Annotated in this window: 22 protein-coding genes; 14 read left to right on the forward strand and 8 right to left on the reverse strand. The window is 66.6% G+C overall.

Going from position 1 to position 25772, the window contains the following annotated elements; genetic code table 11:
* The first annotated feature begins 51 nt into the window (after positions 1 to 51).
* From JYG32_RS22250 to JYG32_RS22285, 8 genes are all read left to right on the forward strand, one after another.
* Positions 52 to 843: a hypothetical protein gene (locus JYG32_RS22250; protein ID WP_213266986.1), complete on the forward strand. Its 792-nt coding sequence runs from the start codon at positions 52 to 54 to the stop codon at positions 841 to 843.
* A 104-nt stretch (positions 844 to 947) separates the two neighbouring features.
* A complete protein-coding gene (gene pgaA, locus JYG32_RS22255) occupies positions 948 to 3260 on the forward strand; it encodes a poly-beta-1,6 N-acetyl-D-glucosamine export porin PgaA (RefSeq protein WP_213266987.1) in 2313 nt (770 codons plus the stop codon).
* Positions 3261 to 3275: 15 nt separating this feature from the next.
* The gene (gene pgaB, locus JYG32_RS22260; protein ID WP_213266988.1) at positions 3276 to 5366 is read left to right on the forward strand and encodes a poly-beta-1,6-N-acetyl-D-glucosamine N-deacetylase PgaB; all 2091 of its coding nucleotides are present in this window, start codon (positions 3276 to 3278) and stop codon (positions 5364 to 5366) included.
* Positions 5363 to 6634: a poly-beta-1,6-N-acetyl-D-glucosamine synthase gene (pgaC, locus tag JYG32_RS22265; protein WP_213266989.1), complete on the forward strand. Its 1272-nt coding sequence runs from the start codon at positions 5363 to 5365 to the stop codon at positions 6632 to 6634. Before pgaB ends, pgaC begins: the two co-directional genes overlap by 4 nt.
* Entirely contained in the window at positions 6612 to 7100 is a 489-nt protein-coding gene (locus JYG32_RS22270) for a Biofilm PGA synthesis auxiliary protein PgaD (protein WP_213266990.1), read from the forward strand. The genes pgaC and JYG32_RS22270 overlap by 23 nt, the downstream gene beginning before the upstream one ends.
* A 118-nt stretch (positions 7101 to 7218) precedes the next feature.
* Positions 7219 to 9042 carry a glutamine--fructose-6-phosphate transaminase (isomerizing) gene (gene glmS, locus JYG32_RS22275; RefSeq protein WP_213266991.1) on the forward strand — a complete coding sequence of 608 codons (1824 nt, stop codon included), beginning with the start codon at positions 7219 to 7221 and terminating at the stop codon, positions 9040 to 9042.
* Positions 9039 to 10322, forward strand: a complete 1284-nt coding sequence (locus JYG32_RS22280) for a hypothetical protein (protein WP_213266992.1) — start codon at positions 9039 to 9041, stop codon at positions 10320 to 10322. The genes glmS and JYG32_RS22280 overlap by 4 nt, the downstream gene beginning before the upstream one ends.
* Positions 10323 to 10607: 285 nt before the next feature.
* Positions 10608 to 11444, forward strand: a complete 837-nt coding sequence (locus tag JYG32_RS22285) for a c-type cytochrome (protein WP_213266993.1) — start codon at positions 10608 to 10610, stop codon at positions 11442 to 11444.
* A 16-nt stretch (positions 11445 to 11460) separates the two neighbouring features.
* On the opposite strand, the gene JYG32_RS22290 is transcribed toward JYG32_RS22285, so the two are convergent.
* From JYG32_RS22290 to JYG32_RS22300, 3 genes are read right to left on the reverse strand one after another with little or no spacing between them, the layout of a single operon-like run.
* The gene (locus JYG32_RS22290; protein ID WP_213266994.1) at positions 11461 to 12711 is read right to left on the reverse strand and encodes a Zn-dependent hydrolase; all 1251 of its coding nucleotides are present in this window, start codon (positions 12709 to 12711) and stop codon (positions 11461 to 11463) included.
* Entirely contained in the window at positions 12704 to 13228 is a 525-nt protein-coding gene (locus JYG32_RS22295; RefSeq protein ID WP_213266995.1) for an L-2-amino-thiazoline-4-carboxylic acid hydrolase, read from the reverse strand. Before JYG32_RS22295 ends, JYG32_RS22290 begins: the two co-directional genes overlap by 8 nt.
* 18 nt (positions 13229 to 13246) lie before the next feature.
* The gene (locus tag JYG32_RS22300; protein WP_213266996.1) at positions 13247 to 14413 is read right to left on the reverse strand and encodes a branched-chain amino acid ABC transporter substrate-binding protein; all 1167 of its coding nucleotides are present in this window, start codon (positions 14411 to 14413) and stop codon (positions 13247 to 13249) included.
* A gap of 177 nt (positions 14414 to 14590) precedes the next feature.
* On the opposite strand from JYG32_RS22300, the gene JYG32_RS22305 reads away from it, so the two are divergent.
* Positions 14591 to 15487 carry a LysR substrate-binding domain-containing protein gene (locus JYG32_RS22305; protein WP_174380996.1) on the forward strand — a complete coding sequence of 299 codons (897 nt, stop codon included), beginning with the start codon at positions 14591 to 14593 and terminating at the stop codon, positions 15485 to 15487.
* A gap of 128 nt (positions 15488 to 15615) precedes the next feature.
* On the forward strand, positions 15616 to 15825 hold the full coding sequence (locus tag JYG32_RS22310) for a ribbon-helix-helix protein, CopG family (protein WP_213266997.1): 210 nt from the start codon (positions 15616 to 15618) through the stop codon (positions 15823 to 15825).
* 119 nt (positions 15826 to 15944) lie between these two features.
* On the opposite strand, the gene JYG32_RS22315 is transcribed toward JYG32_RS22310, so the two are convergent.
* A complete protein-coding gene (locus tag JYG32_RS22315; RefSeq protein WP_213266998.1) occupies positions 15945 to 16379 on the reverse strand; it encodes a GNAT family N-acetyltransferase in 435 nt (144 codons plus the stop codon).
* Positions 16380 to 16676: 297 nt separating this feature from the next.
* Here JYG32_RS22315 and ahpC point away from each other — a divergent pair, with 297 nt between their 5' ends.
* Entirely contained in the window at positions 16677 to 17240 is a 564-nt protein-coding gene (gene ahpC, locus JYG32_RS22320; protein WP_213266999.1) for an alkyl hydroperoxide reductase subunit C, read from the forward strand.
* 119 nt (positions 17241 to 17359) lie between these two features.
* Positions 17360 to 18958 carry an alkyl hydroperoxide reductase subunit F gene (ahpF, locus tag JYG32_RS22325; RefSeq protein ID WP_213267000.1) on the forward strand — a complete coding sequence of 533 codons (1599 nt, stop codon included), beginning with the start codon at positions 17360 to 17362 and terminating at the stop codon, positions 18956 to 18958.
* Positions 18959 to 19086: 128 nt separating this feature from the next.
* On the opposite strand, the gene JYG32_RS22330 is transcribed toward ahpF, so the two are convergent.
* Entirely contained in the window at positions 19087 to 20001 is a 915-nt protein-coding gene (locus tag JYG32_RS22330) for a LysR family transcriptional regulator (protein ID WP_213267001.1), read from the reverse strand.
* Here JYG32_RS22330 and JYG32_RS22335 point away from each other — a divergent pair.
* The gene (locus JYG32_RS22335; RefSeq protein ID WP_249744845.1) at positions 20001 to 21608 is read left to right on the forward strand and encodes a YfcC family protein; all 1608 of its coding nucleotides are present in this window, start codon (positions 20001 to 20003) and stop codon (positions 21606 to 21608) included. The two genes, JYG32_RS22330 and JYG32_RS22335, sit on opposite strands and share 1 nt — an antisense overlap.
* Before the next feature lie 26 nt (positions 21609 to 21634).
* Positions 21635 to 22825, forward strand: a complete 1191-nt coding sequence (locus JYG32_RS22340) for a M20 aminoacylase family protein (protein WP_213267002.1) — start codon at positions 21635 to 21637, stop codon at positions 22823 to 22825.
* A 76-nt stretch (positions 22826 to 22901) separates the two neighbouring features.
* On the opposite strand, the gene JYG32_RS22345 is transcribed toward JYG32_RS22340, so the two are convergent.
* The 3 genes from JYG32_RS22345 to JYG32_RS22355 all read right to left on the reverse strand — a co-directional run bounded on the left by JYG32_RS22345 (position 22902) and on the right by JYG32_RS22355 (position 25763).
* On the reverse strand, positions 22902 to 23675 hold the full coding sequence (locus JYG32_RS22345) for an extensin (RefSeq protein WP_213267003.1): 774 nt from the start codon (positions 23673 to 23675) through the stop codon (positions 22902 to 22904).
* Between the two features lie 163 nt (positions 23676 to 23838).
* Positions 23839 to 24393: a carboxymuconolactone decarboxylase family protein gene (locus JYG32_RS22350; RefSeq protein ID WP_213267004.1), complete on the reverse strand. Its 555-nt coding sequence runs from the start codon at positions 24391 to 24393 to the stop codon at positions 23839 to 23841.
* Positions 24394 to 24428: 35 nt separating this feature from the next.
* The gene (locus JYG32_RS22355) at positions 24429 to 25763 is read right to left on the reverse strand and encodes an aspartate aminotransferase family protein (RefSeq protein ID WP_213267005.1); all 1335 of its coding nucleotides are present in this window, start codon (positions 25761 to 25763) and stop codon (positions 24429 to 24431) included.
* Positions 25764 to 25772 lie beyond the last annotated feature (9 nt).

The raw sequence follows: 25772 nt of genomic DNA on the forward strand, positions 1-25772 counted from the left end.
CCCGCTCCAGTTGCATCATTTGCCGCAGCGTATCGAATCGAGGAGCATCGAATGACTCGTGCAGAACGACCGGACGACTCGCCCGCCAGCCAGCCGAAACCTTCCTGGGGGCCAGGAAAGAACGCCGCACTCAGCTTCGTCGCGTTTGCCACGATCTTCGGCATCTTCGCGTATGCCGAGCGGGACACGGCGCTCGGCCATGCCAGCGTGACGCACGACCTCTCCGGCGCGATCGGAACCGCGGTCGGGAAATACCGCAATGCGATCGTGGCCGCGACATCCCGCGCAACCGGCGCGTCCGGAACATCGGTCGCCCCCGGGCCGGCGCCGACGATCGCACAGGCCGCGCCGCCGGCGCCGCCCGAACCATCCGCGGCGGCGACGCCCGAGGTGTCGACGATGCCGCCCGTCACGCTCGCGGCCGAACCGGAAGCCCCGCCACGGGCAGCGCACCGCACCGCCCCAAAACACCGGCAACCGTCGCACACGCCACCCGTGAAACTCGCGGCCAATACGCGTGCCGCGCCGGCCCACGGTCGCGCCAACGCACGGCTCGGCGATGCGCATCGCGCACCGCGAACCGAGACGCTGGCGAGCACGAGAAACCGCATGGACCTCGCGCCGAAGCCGCACTCGTACGGCGCCGACCCGGCGCACATGCAGACGGCAAGCGTCACGCACGCGGAACTGGAAGGCGCCCGCGCGCTGGCAAAGGCGCGCTGGTGCGCGCAGATCGACGAATGGAACTGTGTGGAGCAAAACGCGAGCCGGGCGCTCGCGATCGACCCGACGAACAGCGAATCGCGCTCGTTGCTCGGGCAAGCAGTCCGCAATCGCCTGTGAGCCGGTTCCGCGTGGCCAGGCGCCGCTGCCCGGCCGCGCGACGAGCGGCGGCGGGCATCGTCGGGCGTGCAACCGATGCGATCGTTTCATAGTGAGGACACACCGTGGACAACAATCGGAAACAACACTGCACCGCCGTCGCTCCGTCCAGCCGGCGGATCCTCCTGCATGCGCCGCTCGTGTTGCTGCTCGTCGCGTCCGGCCCCTGCCTCTCCGCCGAAGGCGATACGGAACCGGGCGGCGTCGGCGAAATCGCCGGCACCAACGGTACGCCGAATCCGAAGCCGTCGGACGTGCCGATACAGGGTTCGCTCGCACCGGACGCACCACCGCCGAATGCGCCGACACCGATCGCGCAGGCCACGAGTGCCCAGACGCCGAATACCGCGATGCCCGCTGCCCAGACACCGAACCCGCAGACCCCGGGCGCGCCGGTGCCGAATGCGCAGGCGCCCGGCACCCAACCGCCCGGCGCCCAGATACCCGACGCGGAAACCCCGAACGCGCAGATGCCCGACCTCCGCACCGCCGATCCGGCCACCGTCCGCAACGACGTGTTCGGCCTCGCGTCGAGCGGCGGCGCGATCAAGGCGCTGGAAGAAGCGAAAGCGCGCCCCGATGTCTTCTCCGCCGTCGATCTCGCGCGGCTCGAGGAACTGTCGATTCGCCAGCAGGTGCGCGGCGGACGCGACAAGTCGCGCTCGATGACGAGCGCCGACCGCTTCGACGGGCTCGACAACGCATTGCGCGCCGCGGACGACCTCGACAAGCGGTTGCCGGCCACCCCCGAGTATTCGCCGGTCAGGACCGCGCTCGCCGGCGACCGGACGATCGCCTACGCGGCGCGCGGCGAAATGAAGACGGCCGTCGCGACGTTCGAGACGATTCCGCCGGATGCGGAAATCTCGATCGACGCGCTGGCGGCCGTCGGCGACGCATACCTGTACCTGAGCGAACCGGCCAAGGCCAACGCCGTGTACCAGCGCGCGCTGAAGCAGGCAACCGCGTCGCCGACGGACAGTGCGACGCGCGGCTTCCAGTACGGCCCGCGCACGCGTCCGATCGAATTGCGCGAGGGCCTGTTCTGGTCGTACGTCGACCAGGGACGCGCGGCGGACGCGAGCCAGGTGCTCGACGACATGGGCAAATCGCTGCCGCCGGCCAACCAGGTGCGGACGTGGGGGCCGGAAAACGACGACTACCTGCGCTACTACCGGCTGCGCGCGCAATACCTGATCTACACGGGCCGGGTGGACGAAGGGATCGCCGCGCTGGAAAAGCTCGAGAAGGAAGTGCCGTTCAACGCGGAGGTCCGCGCCGCGCACGCCGACGCCGTATCGGGCCAGTCGCATCCGCGCCAGGCGATCGCGATGTATCGCGCGTCGCTGACCGACCACCCGGACAGCGTGGAAATGCTCGCGGGGCTCGGCCGCGCATCGCTGGCGGCCGACGACTACGCGACCGCGAAGAGCGTCGACCAGACCTTCGACAACACGTTCCCCGACAGCGGCTCCGTGCGCACGTTCAAGCGCGACTACAACGCGTACCGCAGCCCCGTGTTCACGACCGACCTGAGCTACGAGCACGGCAACAGCGCGCTGGCCGACAACAGCTTCTCGTCGGACAGTTATGTGTATTCGCAACCGTTCGGCGACAACTGGCGCGTGTTTGCCCACACGTTCTTCGGCCATGCGCAAACCGATGCCGGCAATATCAGCCGCACGCGCACGGGTGTCGGCGGCGACTACCGGCACGGGCCGCTCACGATCCTGGGCGAAGTCACGCGCTCGCTCGGCGCGGACGGGCGAACCGGCGGCCGCGGCTCCATCACGTACAACCTCAACGATTACTGGACGGTCAGCGGCGCGCTCGACTCCAACGACAATTCGCTGCCGTGGAAGGCGTATGTCGCGCACATCTGGGGCCGCTCCGCGAACGTCGAGGTCGTGTATCGCCAGAACGACCGCCGCGAAGTCAAGCTGAGCTACGGCGTGAGCCGCTACAGCGATGCGAACCTGCACCAGGAAATTTCCGCGACCGGCACGCAGCGCGTGTACACGTCCGCGAACCAGCTCGTCAACGTGTCGCTGAATCTCGGCACCGACAGCAACACGCGGCAGGATGCGCCCTACTTCAGCCCGGGCCGCGACTACGCAGCGGCGGCGACCGTCATGCACCAGTTGACGCTGTGGAAGAAGGGCGACATGTCGTTGCAGCAGCGCCTGTCGGCGTCCGGCGGCGTGTACAACGAGCGCGGCTTCGGCACCAGCCCGCTGTGGAGCGCCCGCCTCGAGCATGCATGGACGTTCAAGCACGACATCACGCTGACCTACGGCGTCGAGGTCGCCAGCCATGCGTACGACGGCCAGCGCGAGCGCTCCGAAACCGGCTTCCTGTCGGTCAACCTGCCGTTCTAGCAAGGAGATCGAGCAATGCAATCCAGACGGATCTTCATGTGCGGATGTCTCGGCACGTTTGCGGCCTGTTCGTTGTTCCCGGGCGTGACGAACGCGCGGATGATCGACCTGCTGCCGCCGTCCGATCCGGTCGACGGCAAGACGTTCCGCGTGATCTGCCTGCACGACGTGCGCGACAACCTGCTGTCGTCGTTCGCCACGTCGACGATGGTCGATCCGTACGCGGTCGACACCGGCACGCTGACGGCCATCTTCTCGTGGCTGCAGACCAACAACTATCACACCGTCACGGTCAGGCAGATCGAGGCGTCGCGGCACGGCGGCAAGCCGCTGCCGCCCCGCGCGGTGCTGCTCACGTTCGACGACGGCTACCGCAGCCACTACACGAAAGTCCTGCCGCTGCTCGAGCGCTTCAAGTATCCGGCCGTGATGGGCATCGTCACCGCGTGGATCGACGCACCGCCGGATGCGCCGATCAGGATCAGCGACAGGATCCAGATGCCGCGCGACTACTTCATGTCGTGGGACGAGGTGCAGAAGGTCGGCCAGTCGAATCTCGTCGAGCTCGCGTGCCACACGCACAACCTCCATCACGGCGCGGTCGCGAATCCACAGGGCAACGAGTTGCCGGCCACCACGTCGCACCTGTACCTCGAAAACGAGAAGCGCTATGAAACCGATGCGGAGTTCGAAGCCCGCGTGCACAACGACCTGCAGACATGCGTGCGGCAGATTCGCGAACGCACCGGCATCGTCGCACGCTCGATGGTCTGGCCATACGGCGCGGAAAACCAGCCCGTGCGCAAGATCTCGACGTCGCTCGGCATGGACATCCAGTTCAGCCTCGACGCCGGCCCGAATACGCCGGACGTGCCGCTCGACCGGCTGCGGCGGATCCTGATGATGTACGACGTCGACATCGGCGGGTTCGAGCGGTCGATGCGCGAGCCGGCGACCAACCGCGGCGACGTCGACGTCCCCGAGCGTGTCGTGCAGGTCGATCTCGACCAGGTCTACGATCCCGATCCGGCGCGGCAGGAAACGAATCTCGGCAAGCTGGTCGAGCGCATCTACCGGATGCAGCCGAAATCGGTGTACCTGCAGGCGTTCGCCGATCCGAAGGGCACGGGCGTCGCGGAATCGCTGTACTTCCCGAACCGGCACCTGCCGATGCGCGCCGACCTGTTCTCGCGCGCCGCGTGGCAGCTCAACACGCGCTCGAACGTGCAGGTGTACGCATGGATGCCGGTGCTCGCGTTCCGCCCGCCGCCCGACAAGCATCGCGGGCTCGAGGCCGTCAGCGCGTACGGCGGCGCGCCCGCGCGCGAAAACGGCTCGCGCGTGTACCGCCTGAGCCCGTTCGACCCGCAGGCGCGACTGATGATCGAGCAGATCTACGAGGATCTCGGCAAGTACGCGTCGTTCAGCGGCATCCTGTTCAGCGACGACGCCGTGCTCGACGATTACGAGGACGCCGGCCGGCACGCACTGAGCACGTACTCGCAGTGGGGGCTGCCGGCCGACATCGGCAAGATCCGCGCGACGCCGGACCTGATGAGCCGCTGGACGCGGCAGAAGACGCGCTACCTGATCGACCTGACGCGCCAGCTCGAACAGATCGTGCTCGCGAACCAGAACGCGGGCGACGTGCTGACCGCGCGCAACCTCTTCGCGCTGCCGGTGCTGAAGCCCGAGTCCGAAGCGTGGTACGCGCAGAACTACGACGATTTCCTCGCCGCCTACGACTTCGTCGCGCTGATGGCGATGCCGTACATGGAACAGGCGCCGGACCCCGAGCGCTGGATGGACCGGCTCGTCGACGCCGTGCGCGCGAAACAGCGCGGCCTCGCGCGCACCGTGTTCGAACTGCAGTCGTACGACTGGCGCGCGCGCAAGGACATTGCCGGCAACGCGCTGCTCGCGCAGATGCGGCGGCTGCGCAGCAAGGGCGCGGTGAATTTCGGCTACTACCCGGACAACTTCCTGAACAACCAGCCGGATCTCGACACGATGCGCGACGTGATGTCGCTGAAGTCGCGTCTCGATCCGACGTCGATCAACGCGCTGATGCAGATGCAGCACCCGAAGGGGGCGAAAACACCATGACGACCCACGGCCTCATCACGCGCCTGCAGGATTTCGTCTTCTACTACCCGTTCTTCATGTCGTATCTGTGGATGATCGGCGGCGTCGTGCACTACTTCCTGCTCGAGGAGGGGCGCGTGCTGTCGACGCGGACGATCGCGTCGAGCGGCATCCCGAAGATCTCGATCGTCGTGCCCTGCTTCAACGAAGCCGCGAACGCGCGCAGCGTGATCGGGCACCTGAACGGGATGGACTACCCGAACTACGACATCATCGCGGTCAACGACGGCAGCAAGGATCGCACCGGCGACATCCTCAACGAGCTGGCCGAGGAGATCCCGCGGCTGCTCGTGATTCATCACGCGCGCAACGAAGGCAAGGCGGTCGGGCTCACGACCGCGGCAGCCGTATCCAACGCGGAATACCTGCTGTGCATCGACGGCGATTCGCTGCTCGCGCACGACGCGATCGGCTGGATGCTCGAGCACTTCCTGACCGACCCCGGCGTCGGCGCCGTGACCGGCAATCCGCGCATCCGCACGCGCACGTCGCTGCTCGGCCGCATGCAGGTCGGCGAATTCTCGTCGATCGTCGGGCTGATCAAGCGCACGCAGCAGGTGTACGGCCGCATCTTCACGGTGTCGGGCGTCATCACGATGTTCCGCAAGACCGCGCTCGCCGACGTCGGCTACTGGAGTTCGGACATGCTGACCGAGGACATCGACATCAGCTGGAAGCTGCAGTGCCGCGACTGGCGCGTCGTGTACGAGCCGCACGCGCTGAGCTGGATCCTGATGCCCGAAACGCTGAAGGGGCTGTACCGGCAGCGGCTGCGCTGGGCGAAAGGCGGCATCCAGGTGCTGATGAAGTATGCGGGCACGCTCGCACGGCCGACGCAGATGATGATGTGGCCGCTGTTCATCGAGTACCTGATCGGCATCGCGTGGGCCTATTCGATGTCGTTCATCCTGCTGCTCGCGCTCGTCGATGTCTTCCATCCTTTGCCGCAGAACTGGCACGTATCGGTCGTGCCGCACTGGCACGGAATGCTGCTGGTCGCCACCTGCATCCTGCAATTGATCATCGGCAGCATGATCGATCGTCGTTACGACGAGAAACTCCTGATGTATTTCCTGGACACCGTCTGGTATCCCGTGGCCTTCTGGCTGATCAGCATGATCACCACCGTCGTCGCCCTGCCCGCCACCGTGCTGCGGGGCCGCGGCAAGCGGGCCGTATGGGTCAGCCCCGACCGAGGCATTCAACATGAAGAACGCGCCGATTATTGACCTTTCCCTGCGCGCGCCGCGCGAAATGATCGCCGAGCGCGGCCGCATCGTCGGCTCCGTGCTGGTCGTCTGGTTCCGCCTTGTGCGGCCCGCGCTGGTCGGCGCCGTGTGGGCATCGATCTGCATCTACACGTACCGCTACCTGCTGCCGTTCAACCAGGCCGAGATGCCGATCGAACAGATGGTGTTCTACGCGACCTGCATCGCGACCATCGCGGGCACGACCGTCACGTGGCTGATCGCGGGGCGTGTCGTGCATCCGCTCGCGTACCGGCTGCGCGTGTCGAAGATGCTGCGGCGCTCGGCCAGCGTGAAGGTGCGCTCGGTGCCGGCGACCGCGCTCGCCGGCACGCGACGGCGCGGCGCGCGCCGCACGACGCGCATTCTCGTCGCGTCGCACGACGCGAACGGGTCGATTTCCGGCATCGAATGGGTAGCCCACGCGGGGCCGCCGCCCCGCGAGTAGATCAGTGGAGACGCGCCGCCGCGCACGGGACGGTATCCGTGCGCGGCGGCGCCGCTCCTGACGCCGCGCTGCCATGCATCGCCGGCAGGCCGGCAACTTCTTGTGGACGAGGTGAATCATGTGTGGAATCGTCGGAGCAAGCGGCCTGAACAATCAGGTGCCGCAGCTGGTCAATGCGCTGAGCCGGCTCGAGTATCGCGGCTACGATTCGTGCGGCATCGCCGTGCAGGACGGCGGCCGCCTGCGCAGCGAACGCACGCTGCGGCGCGTGACGGACCTGCAGGATCGCGTGCTGACGCTCGGCCTCGAAGCGCAGACCTGCATCGCGCATACGCGCTGGGCGACGCACGGCGCGCCGTCGGAAATGAACGCGCATCCGATCATGTCGGGCGACACGATCGCGGTCGTGCACAACGGCATCATCGAGAACCACGACGCGCTGCGCGCCGAGCTGCGGCAGCGCGGCTACACGTTTCGCGGCGAAACCGACACCGAGGTGATCGCACACCTGATCCACAGCGTCTATCGCGACGACCTGTTCGACGCGGTCGTGCGCGCCGTCAAGCGGCTGCACGGCGCGTATGCGATCGCGGTCCTGAGCGCGCGCGAGCCGCAGCGGCTCGTCGCCGCGCGCGCCGGCTCGCCGCTCGTGATCGGCATCGGCGCCGAACAGAACTACCTTGCGTCGGACTGCGCGGCACTCGGCGACCTGACCGACCGCTTCGTCTACCTGGAAGACGGCGACGTCGCGCTGATCACGCCGGAACGCATCGCGGTGGTCGACTCGGGCGGGCGCGAGGCTCAGCGCCCGCTGTGCGAAGTGAAGGCCCGCGACGGCGACGCCGCGCTCGGCCCGTACCAGCACTTCATGCAGAAGGAGATCTTCGAGCAGCCGAAGGCGATCGCCAGCACGCTCGACGGCATCGACACGATCTCGCCGGCGCTGTTCGACGCGAGCGAAAGCACGCGCGCGCTGCTGTCGAGAGTGAGGAGCGTGCTGCTGCTCGGCTGCGGCACCAGCTACTACGCGGGCCTGACCGCGAAGTACTGGCTCGAAAGCATCGCGGGTGTGCCGGCGCAGGTCGAGGTCGCCAGCGAATTCCGCTACCGCGACACCGTGGCCGATCCGCGCACGCTCGTCGTCGGCATTTCGCAGTCGGGCGAGACGGCCGACACGATCGGCGCGATCGAGCGTGCGCGCGAGATGGGCCAGGAACTGTCGATGGCGATCTGCAACGTGGCAACCAGCACGATCGTGCGCAACGCGCCGCTGCGGTTCCTGACGCGGGCCGGCATCGAGCTCGGCGTCGCGTCGACCAAGGCGTTCACGACGCAGCTCGTCGCGCTGTTCGTGCTGACGCTGACGCTCGCGCAGTTGCGCGGCCGGCTCGACGCGGCGCACGCCGCGCTGCACCTGAAGCAATTGCGCGCGCTGTCCGGCCGCATCGGCCACGCGCTCGCGCTCGAAACGCAGATCATGGGCTGGGCCGCGAAATTCGCCCGCACCGAGAACGCGCTGTTCCTCGGGCGCGGCATTCATTTCCCGATCGCGATGGAAGGCGCGCTGAAGCTCAAGGAGGTGTCGTACATCCACGCGGAAGGCTATGCGGCCGGCGAGCTGAAGCACGGCCCGCTCGCGCTCGTCACGAGCGCGATGCCGGTCGTCACGATCGCGCCGGACGACCGCCTGTTCCAGAAGCTGAAGTCCAACATGGCCGAGGTGCGCGCGCGCGGCGGGCGGCTCTATGTGCTGGCCGGCAACCAGCTCGAGATCGACGTCGATCGCGATACACACCTGATCCGCATGCGCGAATCGGGCGACCTGCTGTCGCCGATCGTCAACGTGGTCCCGCTGCAGCTGCTCGCGTATCACGTCGGCTGCGCGCGCGGCGCCGACGTCGACAAGCCGCGCAACCTCGCGAAATCGGTGACCGTCGAATGACGGAGCGAAGGCGCCCGGCGCAGCCCGCGGGGCGGCCGAACGCGGCACGTCTCGTCGCGGCTGCGCTCTGCGGCGCGTGCTGCATCGTCGCGGCGCCGCCGCCGGCCCGCGCCGTCGCGCCGGCCATGCATACGGTCACCGTTCAGGCTTCGGCCGCGCCACAGGACACCGGCGACCCGCGGCGCTTCATGCACGGCATCGGCGTGGCCGACGCGGGCAACGGCAAGCGCTGGGTGTTCTTCAGCAGCTCGGGCATCGTGCCGCGCGGTGCGATGCGCAACGGCAACTGGCCGCACGACGTGTACGTCGGCGAATGGCTGCCCGGCAAGCCGCACCTGCTGCACGTCCGACCGTTCATCAGCCGCCCCGAGGCGCAGGAACCCGTGTCGATCGCGCAGAACGCGCGCGGCGACATCTTCGTCACGTTCGAGGACGGCTGGAACGCGCCGCAGGAAGTCAGCCAGCGCTACGGCGTCTACCGCCGCGACCTGAAGCCGGTCAAGCCCTACCCGAACGACGTCGAGTCGGGCGGCCACTCGGGGCATGTTGCGACGGTCGGCGAACGCTTCGTCGTGTTCTATTCCGCCGACTGGATCGACGGCGGCGGCGTCGACAACCTCGGCACCGGCAACGGCGTCTACCTGAAAACCTACGATGCGGCCGGGCGCGTGCTGAACCACGTCGCGGTCGCGCCGCACCGCCGCGAGTGGTGGCCCGTGATCGCGGCCTCGCCGCGCAACGCGCTGCTCGTCTGGCAGAAATTCATCGAAGGCAGTACGGACGCGACGCTCGAATACGCGGTATTCGATCCGGTCACGGCGAAGCTGGACAAGCTCGGGCCGCTGAACGACGCGATCCGGTACTACGTGTATGCGTCGGCTTACGTGCCGGCGATCGACCGCTTCATCGTCGTCACGACGACCGCGGACGATCGCGGCGTCGCGATGCTGATCGACCCGGACGGCCATCGCACGGCGACGCTCGACTGCCTGCCCGCGTCGGTGCGCGAATCCGGCATCGGAATCTCCGGCACGCATGCGTATGTGCCGACCCGCGACGGGCGGCTGCTGACGCTGGCACTTGCGCCGGCGGACATTTCGGTGAGCGGCGCGCAGCGCTCGCCGATTCCGTGGGGCACGACGGGCATCGCGGGTTTCCCGGCGCGCGGCGCGACGATGCATTTCGTGTCGCTGACACCGGCGGGCACGCGCGAAGCCGATTTCGAGCCGGAGCGGGACACGCCGTTGCCGAAGAACGAAGTGCCGTGTACGAGTCATTGACGACGGTTCGGTAACGCCAATGTCGTGAATGCGGGCAGTCCGTGTGTTCTGCCACACGGCCCTTCGTCCTGTTCCTGTCCGAACCGCGCGACGACGATACCTCGCCAATTCGGCAGCCCGGTATTCGGGCCCGCTGTCGCGGGCCTGTCCGATCATGACCGCCCCGCCTTTCCCGCGCCGAAGTCGCCAGCGCCGCGCGTACCGGATAGACTGTCGCCCGATTCCTTCCATCGGCCGCGGCTTCCGCGTCCTGCCGCCGCCGGAACGCCCTTTCCCGGAGAACGAATGCTGAAGCGCCAGTGGTTTTCGCTTGTGCTGCTGACGGTTTGCCTGATTGGACAACGCGCGTCGGCCCAGTCCACGCTCGAACTCGAGACCGACGGCACGGCCCGTGCCCTCACACGGCAGACGCTGCTCGCGCGCCCCGATGCGACGGACATCCACGTGCCGCGCGACATCGCGTACGGCCGACCGATGACGTTCCGCGCCGTGCCGTTCGCCGCGCTGCTCGGCGACACGCCGCTGCCGGCCGACGGCGTGCTCGAAACGCGCGCGGCCGACGGTTTCGCCGCGCAACTGCCGCTGGATCTCGTGCGCCGCCGCGCGCCGGCCGGCGCCGTCGCATGGCTCGCGATCGAGGAACCGGCCCATCCGTGGCCGAAGCTGCCCGGCAAGCAGGTCAGCGCGGGGCCGTTCTATCTCGTATGGCTCGGGCCGGACGCGTCGTCGGTGCGCGGCGAACAGTGGCCCTATCAGATCGTGCGCGTCACGATCGAATCGTCGCCCGTCGCGCGCTGGCCGTCGCTCGCCGTCGATTCCGCGTTGCCCGAAAACGATCCAGCCCGCGCGGGCCAGCACCTGTTCGTCACGCAATGTCTCGCGTGCCACCGCCTCGACGGCGCGGGCAGCAGCCATGCCGGCCCCGACCTGAACGCACCGATGAATCCGGTCGACTACTTCCAGCCCGCCGCGCTGCGCCGCTACATCCGCAACCCGGCGTCGGTGCGCGACTGGCCGGGCCGGAGCATGCCGGCGTTTCCGCCCGATCAGTTGAGCGACCGGGAACTCGACCAGATCGTCGCGTATCTCGCGTATATGGCGCGGCGCAAGGCCGGCAAGTAAGACGCCGCTGTCAAGCTCACGCCTCCTGCGCGCTCTGCAACACCGCGCGCAACAACACGTCGGCGCCCGCCGCCGACCATTCTGGCGTGATCGCTTCGGCCTCGTTGTGGCTCAGCCCGTCGACGCACGGCACGAAGATCATTCCAGTCGGCGCGACGCGCGCGACATAACACGCGTCATGGCCCGCGCCGGACACGATATCCATGTGCGACAGCCCGAGCGCCCGGGCCGCGTCACGCACTGCGTCGATGCAGCGCGGCGCGAACGGTATCGGCGGGTACTTGAAGATCCGTTCGATCTGCGCGCCGAGGCCGGTCTCGGCGGCCACGCGCGCGAGTTCCGCGCGCAGCGCCGCGTCCAGTTCGTCGAGCACCGCGTCGTCGGGGTGACGAAACTCGACCGTGAAGAAACAGCCGCCCGGCACCGTGTTGCGCGAATTCGGCCGCGCCTCGATCATCCCGACCGTCGCGCGCGCGTACGGCGCGTAACGGCGGCCGAGCACGTCGATGAACGAGATCATCCGCGCGGCGCCGACCAGCGCATCGCGACGGAAATCCATCGGCGTCGTGCCCGCGTGCGCATCGACACCGGTGAGCGTCACCTCGTACCAGCGCTGCCCCTGCCCGGCCGTCACGACGCCGATCGTCTTGCCGGCCCGCTCGAGAATCGCGCCCTGTTCGATATGCAGCTCGTACGCCGCGTGCACCGGATAACCGCCGACAGGCTCGGCGCCCGCGTAACCGATTCGCTCCAGTTCCTCGCCGATCGTCTTGCCCGCGCTGTCGGTACGCGACAACCCGTATTCGAGCGTATAGACGCCCGAGAACACGCCGGCCGCGACCATCGCCGGCGCGAAGCGCGAGCCTTCCTCGTTGGTCCAGATCACGACGTCGATCGGGCGTTCGGTCTCGATGCCCGCGTCGTTCAGCGCACGTACGACCTCGAGCCCGCCAAGCACACCGTAGATGCCGTCGTAGCGGCCGCCCGTCGGCTGCGAATCGGCGTGCGAGCCCGTCATCACCGGCGCAGCGTCGGGATTGCGGCCCGCGCGGCGCGCGAACACATTGCCCATCCGATCCACGCGCACCGTGCACCCGGCGTCGCGCGCCCACTGCACGAACAGGTCGCGCGACTCGCGATCGAGATCGGTCAGCGCGAGACGGCAGACGCCGCCCTTCGGTGTCGCGCCGATCTGCGCCATCCGGTCGAGCGACGCCCACAGGCGGTCGCCGTCGACGCGCGGCGTGCGCACGTTGTCGTCACGCATCGCCGTTCTCCGGCGCGCTCTGCAGTGCGTAGCGGAAATCGCAGCGCTTGCCGCCCTGCATGATCGTGCTGGTGCGCGTAAGCGCGATGTTCGGCGCATAGCCCTGGATGAAATAGCTGTCGCGCGCGCAGCTCAGCAGGTGGCCGATCTCGCCGAGCCCCATCGCGTGATACATCTCCGCGTAGCTGCAGCGATGCACGTCGTAGTCGTAGTGCGCATCGTCCGCGCGCCGCACCTCGACGTCGAGCGCGTCGTCCTTCTCCCACAGCACCTGCAGCGCGATGAACGACTTCACGCTCGTGCCGTCCGGCTCCTGCGCGGCGAACGTGCGGCCCGCGTCGACGGCCGCGCCGCGCACGGCTTCCGCGATCACGGCCTGCGCGCGCTCGGCGCCGAACTCGCGTTTCATGATCTCGTAGATCGGCTTGATGATTTCCGCTTCGATGCGGCGCCGCGCGAGGATCCCGAGGCGCGTGTCCTCGGGTGCGGCGGCGGATGTCCGGGTCGGTTCGTTCATGGGGATCGTCTGTATCGTTTATTGGGTCGCGGTGCGCGTGCCGCCGAGCACGTCGACGACGGTCCACTTGCCGCCGCGCACCTGGTAGATCGTGAAGGCCGGGTTCTTCAGGTTGCCTTCGCCGTCAAACGCGATCCGCCCCGTCACGCCGGGCCGGTCGATCGCACGGACCGCCGCGACCAGCTTCGCCGGTTGCGTCGTACCGGCCTTCTGCGCGGCCGCGATCAGCGTGGCCGCCGCGTCGTACGCGAACGGCGCGTGCAGCTCGATCGGTGCGCGAAAACGCGCCTGGTATTGCGTGTCGAACGACTTGCCGCCCGGCATCCGGTCGAGCGGCAGGCCCGGTTCGAGTGCCGTCACGCCGTCGCCGTCCTTGCCCGCGAGCGACAGGAAGGTCTGGCTCACGAAGCCGCCCGCGCCGAGCAGCGGTGCGTTCACGCTCAACTGGCGCATCCGGCGCGCGATCGGCGCGGCCTGCGCATCGAGGCCGCCGAAGAACACGAGATCCGCGCGCTTGCCCTTGATCGCGGTCAGCACGCCGCTGAAGTCGGTCGTCTTGTCGTTCACGTACTGGCGATCGACGATCGCGCCGCCGTTCGCCTGCACGCCCTTGATGAACTGATCGGCCAGCCCCGCGCCGAACGACGTGCGATCGTCGATCACCGCGATGCGCTTCGCCTTCAGCGTCTTCACCGCATACGCGCCGGTGAAGTTGCCGCCCGCATCGTCGTGGCCCATGATGCGGAACGCCGTTGCGTAGCCCTGCTGCGTGTATTGATGGCCGGTGGACGCCGGCGCGATCTGCGCGATACCCGCATCGCGATAGACGCGCGACGCCGGCACGCTGCAGCCCGTGTTCCAGTGACCGACGACGCCGATCACGTGCTGGTCGACGAGCTGCTGCGCGACCGCGACGGCCGTGCGCGGATCGGACTGGTCGTCGGCCGCGACGAGCTTGTAGACGACCGGCTTGCCGCCGATGGTCGGATGCTTGGCGTTCGCGTCGTCGATCGCGAGTTGCGCGCCGTTCTGCAGGTCCTTGCCGATACGCGCGGACGGGCCGGTAAGCGGCGCGGCGAGACCGATCAGGATCGTCTGCGGCGCGGACTGCGCGAACGCGGGAGCGGAGGCGACCAGGGCGGCCGCCGAGAAAACGAGGCTGGCGTGAAGGAAGGCGATTTTCATGTGCGGGGATCAGTGGATCGGATCAAAACATGAAAAATATTAAATATTCAGCAACCACACCCCAAATACTCAATTGTTGGATGCTTATTCCGTTCTCGATACATTAACTCAACACTTTGTAAACGCAAGATATTTTCCGGCTGTCGCTTACCCTGACTTTTCGATAAAATTCGACACATGAAAAATATCGAACAATTGCCGCACGATCCACCACTGCGCGCGGTGCGTGCGTTCGAAGCATTTGCGCGTCTCGGGTCGGTTACCGCGGCGGCGGGCGAACTCGACATCACGCCGTCGGCGGTCAGCCATCAACTGCAACTGCTCGAAGCGTTCATCCAGACGCCGCTGACGGTGCGCGAGGGCCGGCTGCTCGCGCTCACCGACGAAGGGCGCGACTATTACCGCTCGATCAGCGCCGCGTTCTCGGTGCTGCGCAGCGCGACGCGCTTCGTGCGCGACCGATCGTCGCTGCGGCAGATCACCGTCAGCCTGATTCCGCTGCTCGGCATCGGCTGGTTCATTCCGCGGCTGCACGCGTTCCTGGCCGACAACACGGATGTCGACGTGACCGTGCTGTATGCGCATCACCGCAACTATCGAAGCGATGCGTCGGACCTGTCGATCCGCTTCGGCACCGGCGACTGGCCCGGCTATCGCTGCGAGCGGCTGCTGCCGGGCGCGATGGTGCCGATGTGCAGCCCGTCGTTCCTGAAGCGCCACGGGCCGTTTCGCACGCCGGCCGATCTCGCGCATGCACCGCTCGTGCACGACGAGGATCGCAGCACCTGGGTCAACTGGTTGCAAGGCGCCGGCGTGCGGCATGTGTCGCATGCAGTGGGGCCGATGTTCGAAGATGGCCAGTTGACGCTGAGCGCCGCGCGCGCGGATCTCGGCGCCGCGCTGCTGCGCGCGCCGCTGGTCGAGCGCGAACTGGCGAACGGCGAACTCGTGAAGCTGTTCGATCACGCGCTCGACGACGGGCGCGATTACTACCTGTGCACGCGCGAGGATGCGGACATGCCGGACGGGGCAAGGCGGCTCGCGGAGTGGTTGAGGAAGATGGCGGGGATCTGAGCGGGCCCGGCCGCCGCTGCGCCGTCGGTCCACTGATCAGGGAGGCTGCACGCGCATCGGCTATGCCGCAACCTTGCGCTTGCCCGACCGGATAGTCATGATGTGCGAGTCACGTAACGGAGGATGCAATGAACAGAATTCCGGTCGATCTATCGGATGACCAGCATGCCGCGTTGACCACCATTGCGGCGATCAAGAACAGCTCCCGAGCCAAGATCATTCGCGATGCAATCGACGCCTATATCGCACGGCACAGGAAGTCGCTTCCCGACGAGGTGTTCGGTCTATGGAAAGGCCGCGCGGTCACCAGTCAGGAAATTTTGCGCTCGGAGTGGTGAACGCCCGCGTCGGCATCCGCCGTTCGAACACCCTTCTGCGCGGTTCGGAATCGATCTGCCGTGGCGTTGTTCGTCGTTTGATGCCATGCCACCCGCCTCATCGCGACAAATGAGCCCATTCAACTCGAAGCAATCGCCCCGAACCGCTTCTGCAAAAAGTATCGCGTGTGCCCAGCCGGAAAATCAGCCAGCTCGCCGAACACGACATAGCCGAATCGCTCGTACAGCCGCTTCGCATCGGGATTGAAGGTATCGATCCACGCGGCTGCACACCCTCTTTCCGCCGCGACTTGCTCCGCGCGCACGAGCAGGCCGGACGCATACCCCTGGCCGCGTGCGTGCTCCGCGACCCACAGCCACTGGACGAACAGCCATCCCCATGCGGTGTAGCCGACCAATCCTCCGGCGCAGTCGTCCGTGTCGCCGACCGAGATCGCCAGATCCCTGTAGTTCGACGGCCCTTTCGACACCGTGTTGAATTCGGCCAGCCCGTCTCCAATCAGATCGGGAAACGACGGCGGTATTTCGTCCAGGACGATCAGGCTTTTCTTCATGGGATCCCGCGTTGTTCAGATAGATCGGCTGTCCGCAGGTGAAGGCCCTCACCCGGCTTGCTTCGGATTGTATTGCGCCCGAGGCCACTCAGGCGCCGGGCACCTTGCTCAGGTCTCCACCTCCACCCCGCCCGCCCATCCGTCAAAAGCGCCTCCCCGCACGCCCCGCACAATCAAGGGCCGGAAGCAGATAGAAATTCCCGATGCCCCGGATTGAAACAAGCAATTTCACAAAGTCAGGGTGAACCCGGATACTGGCAACACTCCACTCACCACTGAAGCAAAGGAACTCACCAGATGCCGATCATCAACACCCAAATCAAGCCGTTCAAGGCAACCGCATACCACAACGGCGATTTCGTGTCCGTTTCCGAAGAGAACTTCAAGGGCAAGTGGTCCGTCGTCGTGTTCTACCCGGCCGACTTCACGTTCGTCTGCCCGACCGAGCTGGGCGACCTCGCCGACCGTTACGCGGAATTCCAGAAGCTGGGTGTCGAAATCTACGGCGTGTCGACCGACACGCACTTCACGCACAAGGCATGGCATGACACGTCGGACACGATCGGCAAGATCAAGTACCCGATGATCGGCGACCCGACGCTCGCGCTGTCGCGCAACTTCGACGTGCTGATCGAGGAAGAAGGGATGGCACTGCGCGGCACGTTCGTGATCAACCCGGAAGGCGAGATCAAGCTGTGCGAAATCCACGACAACGGCATCGGCCGCGACGCAGGCGAACTGCTGCGCAAGGTGCAGGCTGCGCAATACATCGCGGCGCACCCGGGTGAAGTGTGCCCGGCCAAGTGGACGCCGGGTGCGGAAACGCTGACCCCGTCGCTCGACCTGATCGGCAAGATCTGACGAGCGCTCCGCGCGCCTCGCACGAGGCGCGCGACGGCGGGCCGCCGCATCGCGCGGCCCGCGCCCTCCTCCGGCACGACGTGCCCGACCATAATCATTAATACGGAATCCGAAACGCCATGCTCGACGCCAATCTCAAGACCCAACTGAAAGCGTACCTCGAAAAGATCACGCGCCCGATCGAACTCGTCGCCTCGCTCGACGACAGCGCGAAATCGCAGGAACTGCATGCGCTGCTGAACGAGATTGCGTCGCTGACGGATCGCGTGACCGTGACCGAACGCCGCGACGACGCCGAGCGCAAGCCGTCGTTTTCGATCGGCGAGCCCGGCAAGCCGGCCGGCATCCGCTTCGCCGGCATTCCGATGGGCCATGAATTCACGTCGCTCGTGCTCGCGCTGCTGCAGACGGGCGGCCACCCGATCAAGCTCGACGACGACGTCGTCGAACAGATCCGTGCGCTCGACGGCGACTACGCGTTCGAAACGTATTTCTCGCTGTCGTGCCAGAACTGCCCGGAAGTCGTGCAGGCGCTGAACGTGATGTCGCTGATCAACCCGCGCATCCGTCACGTCGCGATCGACGGCGCGCTGTTCCAGAATGAAGTCGAGTCGCGCCAGATCATGGCCGTGCCGACGATGTTCCTGAACGGCGCATCGTTCGGCCAGGGCCGCATCAGCGTGAAGGAAATCCTCGCGAAGCTCGATACGGGTGCGAGCGCCCGTGCCGCGAAGTCGCTCGAAAACAAGCCCGTGTTCGATACGCTGATCGTCGGCGGCGGGCCGGCAGGTGCGGCCGCTGCGATCTACTCGGCGCGCAAGGGCATCGCGACGGGCGTCGTTGCCGAGCGTTTCGGCGGCCAGGTGCTCGATACGATGGCAATCGAGAACTTCGTGTCGGTGCAGGAAACCGAAGGGCCGAAATTCGCGACCGCGCTCGAGCAGCACGTAAAGCAATACGACGTCGACATCATGGACGTGCAGCGCGCCGACGCGCTGATCCCGGGCGACGTGCACCAGATTCGCCTCGCGAACGGCGCGGTGCTGAAGGCGAAGACGATCATTCTCGCGACCGGCGCGCGCTGGCGTGAAATCAACGTGCCGGGCGAGCGCGAATACCGCAATCGCGGTGTCGCGTACTGCCCGCACTGCGACGGCCCGCTGTTCAAGGGCAAGCGCGTCGCCGTGGTCGGCGGCGGCAACTCGGGTGTCGAGGCCGCGATCGACCTCGCCGGCATCGTAAAGGAAGTCACGCTGATCGAATACGGCGCGCAACTGCGCGCGGACGAAGTGCTGCAGCGCAAGCTGCGCAGCCTGCCGAACGTGACGATCGTCACGCAGGCGCAGACGACCGAGCTGACCGGCGACGGCAGCAAGCTGAACGGGCTCGTCTACAAGGATCTGCGCTCGGGCGAAACGCAGCGCATCGATCTCGAAGGCGTGTTCGTGCAGATCGGCCTCGTGCCGAACACCGAATGGCTGAAAGGCACGATCGAACTGTCGAAGCACGGCGAGATCGTCGTCGATGCGCGCGGCGCGACGTCGGTGCCAGGCGTGTTCGCGGCCGGCGACGTGACGACGGTGCCGTTCAAGCAGATCGTGATCGCGGTCGGCGAAGGCGCGAAGGCATCGCTCGGCGCGTTCGACCACCTGATCCGGCAGGACGTGACGCCGGTTGCCGCCGCTCAGCCGCAGGCCGAAGAAGCGGTCGCCGCGTAACGCACGTCAGCGCATCGTCGCAACGGTTTGTCTCTCTTGGCCCCGCATGCTTTGGTCGGCGTGCGGGGTCCTTTTTTTGCATCTTCGTCGAGTGGCGGTGGAACGAAGGTCATAGCCCCCTTTCGTCGCTACACGGTCGACATCAACCTCACGATTTCCCGTCGCAGATAGTTCGCGGCCGGACCGAGTCGCCGCCCCGCACGCGTGACCACATAGCGATCGAACGAGCGTGCGATCGGATGATCGAGCGGCACCGCGGCGACCTGGCCCGCCGCGATCCTCTCCTGGGCCGCCCCGCGTGTCATGAACGCAACGGCGAGATTCTGCGCCGCAATCGCGACTGCCGTCGAAAACCGGTCGCAACGGAATGCAGGCACATACGTGCGCCCGATATCGGCGAGGATCGCATCGACATGGGCCTGCAGCCCGAACTCGGCGGGCATGAAGACCAGGCGCTCGTTGGCGAGCGCTTCCATCTTCATCGATTTGCGCGACGCCATCGGATGATCTACCGAGAAGATCGCGCAGATGGGCTCGCTCTGGAACAGGCGCGCGTTCAATGTCGGATCCGTCGTGGTACCGATCGATACGCAGATATCGACCTGATCCTCCCGTGTCATCGACAAGAGCTGCGGAAGCGAACCGGTGCGCAACTCCACGGTGATACCCGGATATTTTTCCAGGAAAGGCTTGAGGACCATCGAGACCAGGCTCGCAACCGCCCCTTCGCCGGCGGCGATCGTGACCTGCCCCCGTTTGAGGCCGCGATATTCGTCGAGCTGCGCACGAAACCGGCGGGCGCTGCGTTCGCAGTCGCGAAAATAATCGACCGCCATCTGCCCCGCTTCCGTCAACTCCATTTTTCGCCCGCGACGGGTCACCAGCGACAGCCTAAGCTCGCGCTCGGCAAGGGCAACCTGCCGACTGATCGTCGACACGTTCACATCCAGACCGAGCGCCGCCTGACGCATTCCGCCGTACGTTGCGATCGCGACCAGATATTGCAGCGTGCGCTCCGAAAGACTCCGTTCGACCGTATCCAATGCTGGCTCCAGTGTTGCCTTCAATGCAACATTTTCGCAGCGATGGAAGCAACTTTCCAGACGGAATTTCGCCGATACTCCGCCCCGGAGCCGGCCCGGGCAGGCAGACACCCCGCGCCGGACTGAAAACAGGGTGGCTTACCACTCGAGCACATCAACGGAGGAGCAACATGAACGACGCCAGCCGGCCGGTCGACGGCACGCAGCAACCGCGCCAGCCCACCCGCGCGCGCGACGGCAAGGAGCCGATCAGCCCCTATGTGCTGCTGTTCGTCATGCTGGTGGCGGCCGCCATCGCGACCTGGGTCGTGCCGTCAGGCGAGTTTGCGCGAACGGCCAGCAACGGTATCAGCTTCGTCGTTCCGAACAGCCTGAAACCGGTTGCCCGGCACGGCGTGATGCCGGGCGAGATGTTCGTCGCGCTGGCCAAGGGGATGACTACTTCCGCGCCCATCATCTTTCTCATCCTGTTCACCGGCGGCGCACTGGCCGTACTCGAATCGACGGGCGCCGTCCGCAGCGCACTCGCGCTGGTCGCACCGGGGGAGCGCACACGATCGTACGCCGCCGTCGTCGTCGTTTGCTGCATTTTTTCGCTGCTCGGCACACTCGGCGTGGTGACGAATTCGGTCGTCGCGTTCGTCCCGCTCGGACTGCTGCTCGCAGAGTCGATGCAACTGCCAAAAGAAACCGGCGCCGGCATGATCTATCTCGGCACGTATGCCGGCTTCAACACGGGCATCCTCAACCCGGTAACGACCGGATTGTCGCAACGCCTGGCCGGCCTGCCGATGTTTTCCGGCATGACGTTCCGGGTGTGCATCTATGTCGCGTTTCTGGCGGCCACCGTCATTTTCCTCGTCGTACGCATCCGTGCCCGTCGAACGAACGACGCAACGGTTTCCGACTCCGCGATCCGGGCGGCCGGTACCCTGTCGCCCCTGTCCACGCGACGGTTCGACGCCCGGCAACTCGCCGTCGTCGGCATCGTGCTCGTCTGCCTGGCGGTTTTCGTCTACGGTTCGTCGACGCGCAACTGGGCGGAGATCGAAATGATCGCGATGTTTCTCGTCATGGCGATCGCCGCCGGGATCGTGAGCGGCATGCGTCCGGGCTCGATCGCGGACACGTTCCTCCACGGCTGCGGCGGGCTCGTCAAGGGCGCGCTCGTGGTCGGCATGGCGCGGGCCATCTCGATCGTGCTCGGCGACGGCAGAATCATGGACCCGATCGTCAACACGCTCGCCGGCATGCTCGCACCGCTCGATTCCACACTGGCCGCGATCTGCATGTTCCTGAGCGCCGCGTTGATACATGTCGGCATCTCGTCCGGGTCCGGCGAATCGGCGGTGCTCGTCCCGATCTTCGCGCCGCTTGGCGACACGTTGCACCTGACCCGACAGGTCACGGTGCAGGCCGTGCTGCTCGGCGAAGGCTTCATCAACTGCTTCAACCCGACTTCCGGTGTCCTGATGGCTGTCCTCGCAACGTCCGGCATCCCGTACTTCAAGTGGGTACGTTTCGTCATGCCGCTGCTGATTGCCTGGTTCGCCATCTGCATCGTCGCCATTGCGACCGGCGTCGCGATGCATTGGGGCCCCTTCTAGTCAGCCGCATTTTTCCTGGACCGCGCATGCTATTACCCGACCTCAGTTCCATCCCCGATCTGCAGCCGCTTGCCGACGACATGCGCAGGCTGCGCTATACGCTGCATTGCTGCCCCGAACTGGCATTCGAGGAAGTGCAGACAGCAGAAATCGTCGCAAGTCGCCTGAAGGAATATGGCTATTCGGTCGCGACAGGTATTGCCGGCACCGGCGTGGTCGGCACGCTGCGGCTGGGTTCAAGCGAACGTCGTATCGGAATCCGCGCCGACATGGACGCGCTGCCGATCGACGAACGCAATACGTTCGGTCACAAGAGCCTCCACCCGGGACGAATGCATGCGTGCGGCCATGACGGCCATACCGCGATGTTGCTCGGCGCGGCCCGACACCTCGCACAACGCGGGCGATTCGACGGCACCGTGCATCTGATCTTCCAGCCGGCCGAGGAACGCGGATTCGACAGCGGGGCCAAGCGCATGGTCGAGCAAGGGCTCTTCACGCGCTTTCCCTGCGACGCGGTGTTCGCCATGCACAACCATCCGGGCGCGCCGGCGGGCACGTTCATGTTCCGCAAGGGGCATTTCATGGCCGCGGGCGACCGTGTCTTCGTGAAGGTCATCGGCAAGGGCGGGCACGCTGCCCGCCCACACCTGGCCAACGACCCGATCGTCGCGGCTGGCAGTATCGTGATGGCATTGCAGACCATCGTTTCGCGCAACGTCGATCCGACGCAGTCCGCGGTCGTGACGATCGGCAAGATCGCCGGAGGATCGGCCCCGAACGTGATTCCGGGCGAAGTCGAGTTGAGCATCAGCGTTCGGTCGTTCAACGCGGATGTCCGCCGGATGCTGAAGGAAAGAATCACCGAGCTCGTGCACGCGCAGGCCGACAGTTACGGCCTCCGTGCCGTCGTCGATTATGTGGAAGGCTACCCGGTAGTGACGAACGCCGAAGCCGAAACCGAGCTTGCGATCGAAGTCGCGAAAGAGTTGGTTGGCGAGGCGCGCGTGACGGAACAGATGGCTCCGTTGATGGGCAGCGAGGACTTTGCCTACATGTTACAGGCCTGCCCCGGCGCATTCCTGCGGATCGGCAACGGACCGACCGACGGCGGGAACACGCTGCATAGCGCGACCTACGACTTCAATGACGAAAACCTGGTCGTCGGTTCCGCTTTCTGGGCCAGACTGGTGGAACGATATCTACCCGTCGCATGAACGATCTATCGCAGCCGCGCCGGACCGCTCGCGCGACGGCCCGTCGTCCCGCCCCCGTTCCACACCGCCGCCGACATCACTTCGCGTTGGCGGCCGGGCTGCCGGTCGACGAATTGAGACTGCTCGACTGCCTGACCAGTTGCTCGGTCATCGCGGCGGCAACCGGGTTCGCACCCGACGAAGAACCGCCCTGCCGATACGAACCGGAACTCGCCGACATCGACGACACCGGTGGCGGCGGCAACGACGGATCGAGCTTCGCCGATTCCCTGACGAGCGCGGCCGTCTCCGCCGTTTCGGATTTCGTTGCGGATTTCGTTGCTGAAGGTGCTGCGGCCGCGTGGCGTTCGAGGCCGTCGCGCTTGCGCGGCGCGCGTTGCGTGACCTGTGCGGGCGCGGCCGGCTGTGCCGGTTGTGCGGCCGGCGGGGTCGAATCCTGCGCATCGACCGTCACGACGTTGACTTTCGGCGGCGGCGCGCTCGGCTTCGACACCGGCTGCGCTTTCTCGCTGACAACCGGAACGGCGGGGACAGATGCAGGTGCGGCGCTCACGCGCGCGGGTGCTGCCGGCGCGGGCGCCGGTGCGGGGGGAGGCGGCGGGACAGCCGCCTGTTTCTGCGCCGTATCGGCATGGGCGGCCATCGCGGCAACCGGTGCCGGCGGCGCAATGGTGCCCTGCACCGCGTGATCGCTGTTCGCGGGCGCCGCGGCAACCGGCGCGGCCGAATCGCCGATGCCGGCGTCTTCGATCGCACGGTGGTCCGCGCGCAGGAGCATCACGTATGCTGTGCCGGCCGCGGCTACCAGGAGCCCTCCGGCAATCATCAAGGTCTTGCGGGTACTCGTCATGCTTGTTCACCGATCATTTCGACGCGAACAAGCCATCATACGCGGCCATCGGCCGTTGATCCCGCATGAATACATTTGGTTGCATTGATGCCGGCGGCGCGATCGTCAGACGTATCGCGCCCGCTGTTCCGGCACGATCAATGCACGGCCATTTGCACGGCCATTACTCCGGAAACGGCAAATCGGTTTGCCCGTCCGCGCGCATGCCGAACGTGTTCAGCGTCATCGCGACGAGCGCGTAATAGCCGAGCAGCGCAACGAGATTCACGACGGTTTCGTGGCCGAAGCGCGCTTGCGCGCGCGCGAACGTTGCGTCTCTGACGCGCCGAGTGTCGTACAGCTCGCTCGCAAATGCATGGATCAATGCATCGTCATCCGACTCGAATGCAGGTTCGGCGCCGCGCCGGATCGCGTCGGCGGTCGCGGCCGGCACACCCGCGTCGAGCGCGATCGGATGGTGGATGTGCCACTCGGCCTGCGAGCGCCAGCGCGCGGCCGTCACGAGAATCGCGAGCTCCGACAGCCGCAGCGGCAGGCCCGTGCGATAGCGGCAGAACGCGCCGAGCTTCTGCGCATGCTGAGCAAGCTCGGGGCTTGCGATCCAGCCGAGAAACGGCCCGTTCAGGTTGCCGCGCGGGCCGCTGAGAATGTCGGCCAGCACGGCCTTCTGTGCGTCGGTGGCCGACGCGGGATCGAACGGCGGCAGTCTGTCTGTCATGGTGATGATCCGCTGAAGTTCAGTGCATCGAGCCGTCACGCGCCGGCCGCAGCGAGCGCCGCGCCGATCGCGCCGGACAGGCGCTCGACGATCGTATCGATCTGCTGCGCGGTACAGATGAACGGCGGTGCAATCAGGATGTGGTCGCCATGGACGCCGTCGATCGTCCCGCCCATCGGGTACACCATCAAGCCGCGCTGCATCGCTTCGCGCTTGACCGCCGCATGCAGCTTCAGCGCGGGATCGAACGTCGCCTTGCTGTCGCGATCGCGCACGAGCTCGACGCCGACGAACAACCCGCGGCCACGCACGTCGCCGACATGCGGATGCGCGCCGTAGTGCTCGCGCAACGACGCGCGCAACTGCTCACCGCGCGCCTTCACGTTGTCGAGCAGCTTCTCCTCGGCAATCACGCGCTGCACCTCGAGCGCGGCCGCGCATGCGGTCGCATGGCCGAGGTAGGTGTGGCCGTGCTGGAAGAAGCCCGACCCGTCGACGATCGTCCGGTAGATGCGGTCGCTGACGAGCGTCGCGCCGATCGGCTGGTAACCCGCGCCGAGCCCTTTCGCGATCGTCAGCAGGTCGGGCGCGACGCCGTCTTCATCGCACGCGTACAGGTAACCCGTGCGCCCCATCCCCGACATGATCTCGTCGAGAATCAGCAGCACGCCGTACTTGTCGCACACCGCGCGAATCTTCGTCAGGTACGTGCGCACCGGCGGCACCGCGCCGGCCGTTGCGCCCACCACCGTTTCCGCGACGAACGCAGCGACGCTTTCCGCACCGAGTTCGACGATCTTCTGCTCGAGTTCGTCCGCCAGGCGCTGCGCATACGCTTCGTCGGTTTCTCCGCCCTGCTGGTCGCGGTACGCATAACACGGGCTCACGTGATGCGCTTCGATCAGCAGCGGCAGGAACGGCTCGCGCCGCCACGCGTTGCCGCCGATCGCGAGCGCGCCGAGCGTGTTGCCGTGATAGCTCTGGCGCCGCGCGATGAAATGGCGGCGCTGCGGCTCGCCCTTCTCGACGAAATACTGGCGCGCGAGCTTCAGCGCGGCCTCGATCGCCTCGGAGCCGCCCGACACGAAATACACGTGTTCGAGCCCGGCCGGCGCGCCGTCGACGAGCCGGTCGGCCAGTTCCTCGGCCACGTCGGTCGTGAAGAACGACGTGTGCGCGTACGGCAGTTGCTGTGCCTGGCGCTTGATCGCGTCGATCACGCGCTGGTTGCTGTGGCCGAGACACGAGACGGCTGCGCCGCCGCATGCGTCGATATAGCGTTTGCCGGTCGAATCGATGATCTCGATGCCGTCGCCTGCGACGGCGACGGGCAAGGTGGCGCGCGGAGCGCGATGGAAAACGGTCGTCATGCGTTGCCT

This window comes from Burkholderia pyrrocinia, assembly GCF_018417535.1.
GTDB lineage: Bacteria > Pseudomonadota > Gammaproteobacteria > Burkholderiales > Burkholderiaceae > Burkholderia > Burkholderia pyrrocinia_E.

Bases quoted from the DNA above. Each gene is read 5' to 3' on its own strand.
- JYG32_RS22250 (WP_213266986.1), top strand. From the start codon at position 52: ATGACTCGTGCAGAACGACCGGACGACTCGCCCGCCAGCCAGCCGAAA.
- pgaB (WP_213266988.1), top strand. From the start codon at position 3,276: ATGCAATCCAGACGGATCTTCATGTGCGGATGTCTCGGCACGTTTGCG.
- pgaC (WP_213266989.1), top strand. From the start codon at position 5,363: ATGACGACCCACGGCCTCATCACGCGCCTGCAGGATTTCGTCTTCTAC.
- JYG32_RS22270 (WP_213266990.1), top strand. From the start codon at position 6,612: ATGAAGAACGCGCCGATTATTGACCTTTCCCTGCGCGCGCCGCGCGAA.
- glmS (WP_213266991.1), top strand. From the start codon at position 7,219: ATGTGTGGAATCGTCGGAGCAAGCGGCCTGAACAATCAGGTGCCGCAG.
- JYG32_RS22280 (WP_213266992.1), top strand. From the start codon at position 9,039: ATGACGGAGCGAAGGCGCCCGGCGCAGCCCGCGGGGCGGCCGAACGCG.
- JYG32_RS22285 (WP_213266993.1), top strand. From the start codon at position 10,608: ATGCTGAAGCGCCAGTGGTTTTCGCTTGTGCTGCTGACGGTTTGCCTG.
- JYG32_RS22290 (WP_213266994.1), bottom strand. From the start codon at position 12,711: ATGCGTGACGACAACGTGCGCACGCCGCGCGTCGACGGCGACCGCCTG.
- JYG32_RS22295 (WP_213266995.1), bottom strand. From the start codon at position 13,228: ATGAACGAACCGACCCGGACATCCGCCGCCGCACCCGAGGACACGCGC.
- JYG32_RS22300 (WP_213266996.1), bottom strand. From the start codon at position 14,413: ATGAAAATCGCCTTCCTTCACGCCAGCCTCGTTTTCTCGGCGGCCGCC.
- JYG32_RS22305 (WP_174380996.1), top strand. From the start codon at position 14,591: ATGAAAAATATCGAACAATTGCCGCACGATCCACCACTGCGCGCGGTG.
- JYG32_RS22310 (WP_213266997.1), top strand. From the start codon at position 15,616: ATGAACAGAATTCCGGTCGATCTATCGGATGACCAGCATGCCGCGTTG.
- JYG32_RS22315 (WP_213266998.1), bottom strand. From the start codon at position 16,379: ATGAAGAAAAGCCTGATCGTCCTGGACGAAATACCGCCGTCGTTTCCC.
- ahpC (WP_213266999.1), top strand. From the start codon at position 16,677: ATGCCGATCATCAACACCCAAATCAAGCCGTTCAAGGCAACCGCATAC.
- ahpF (WP_213267000.1), top strand. From the start codon at position 17,360: ATGCTCGACGCCAATCTCAAGACCCAACTGAAAGCGTACCTCGAAAAG.
- JYG32_RS22335 (WP_249744845.1), top strand. From the start codon at position 20,001: ATGCTGGCTCCAGTGTTGCCTTCAATGCAACATTTTCGCAGCGATGGA.
- JYG32_RS22340 (WP_213267002.1), top strand. From the start codon at position 21,635: ATGCTATTACCCGACCTCAGTTCCATCCCCGATCTGCAGCCGCTTGCC.
- JYG32_RS22345 (WP_213267003.1), bottom strand. From the start codon at position 23,675: ATGACGAGTACCCGCAAGACCTTGATGATTGCCGGAGGGCTCCTGGTA.
- JYG32_RS22350 (WP_213267004.1), bottom strand. From the start codon at position 24,393: ATGACAGACAGACTGCCGCCGTTCGATCCCGCGTCGGCCACCGACGCA.
- JYG32_RS22355 (WP_213267005.1), bottom strand. From the start codon at position 25,763: ATGACGACCGTTTTCCATCGCGCTCCGCGCGCCACCTTGCCCGTCGCC.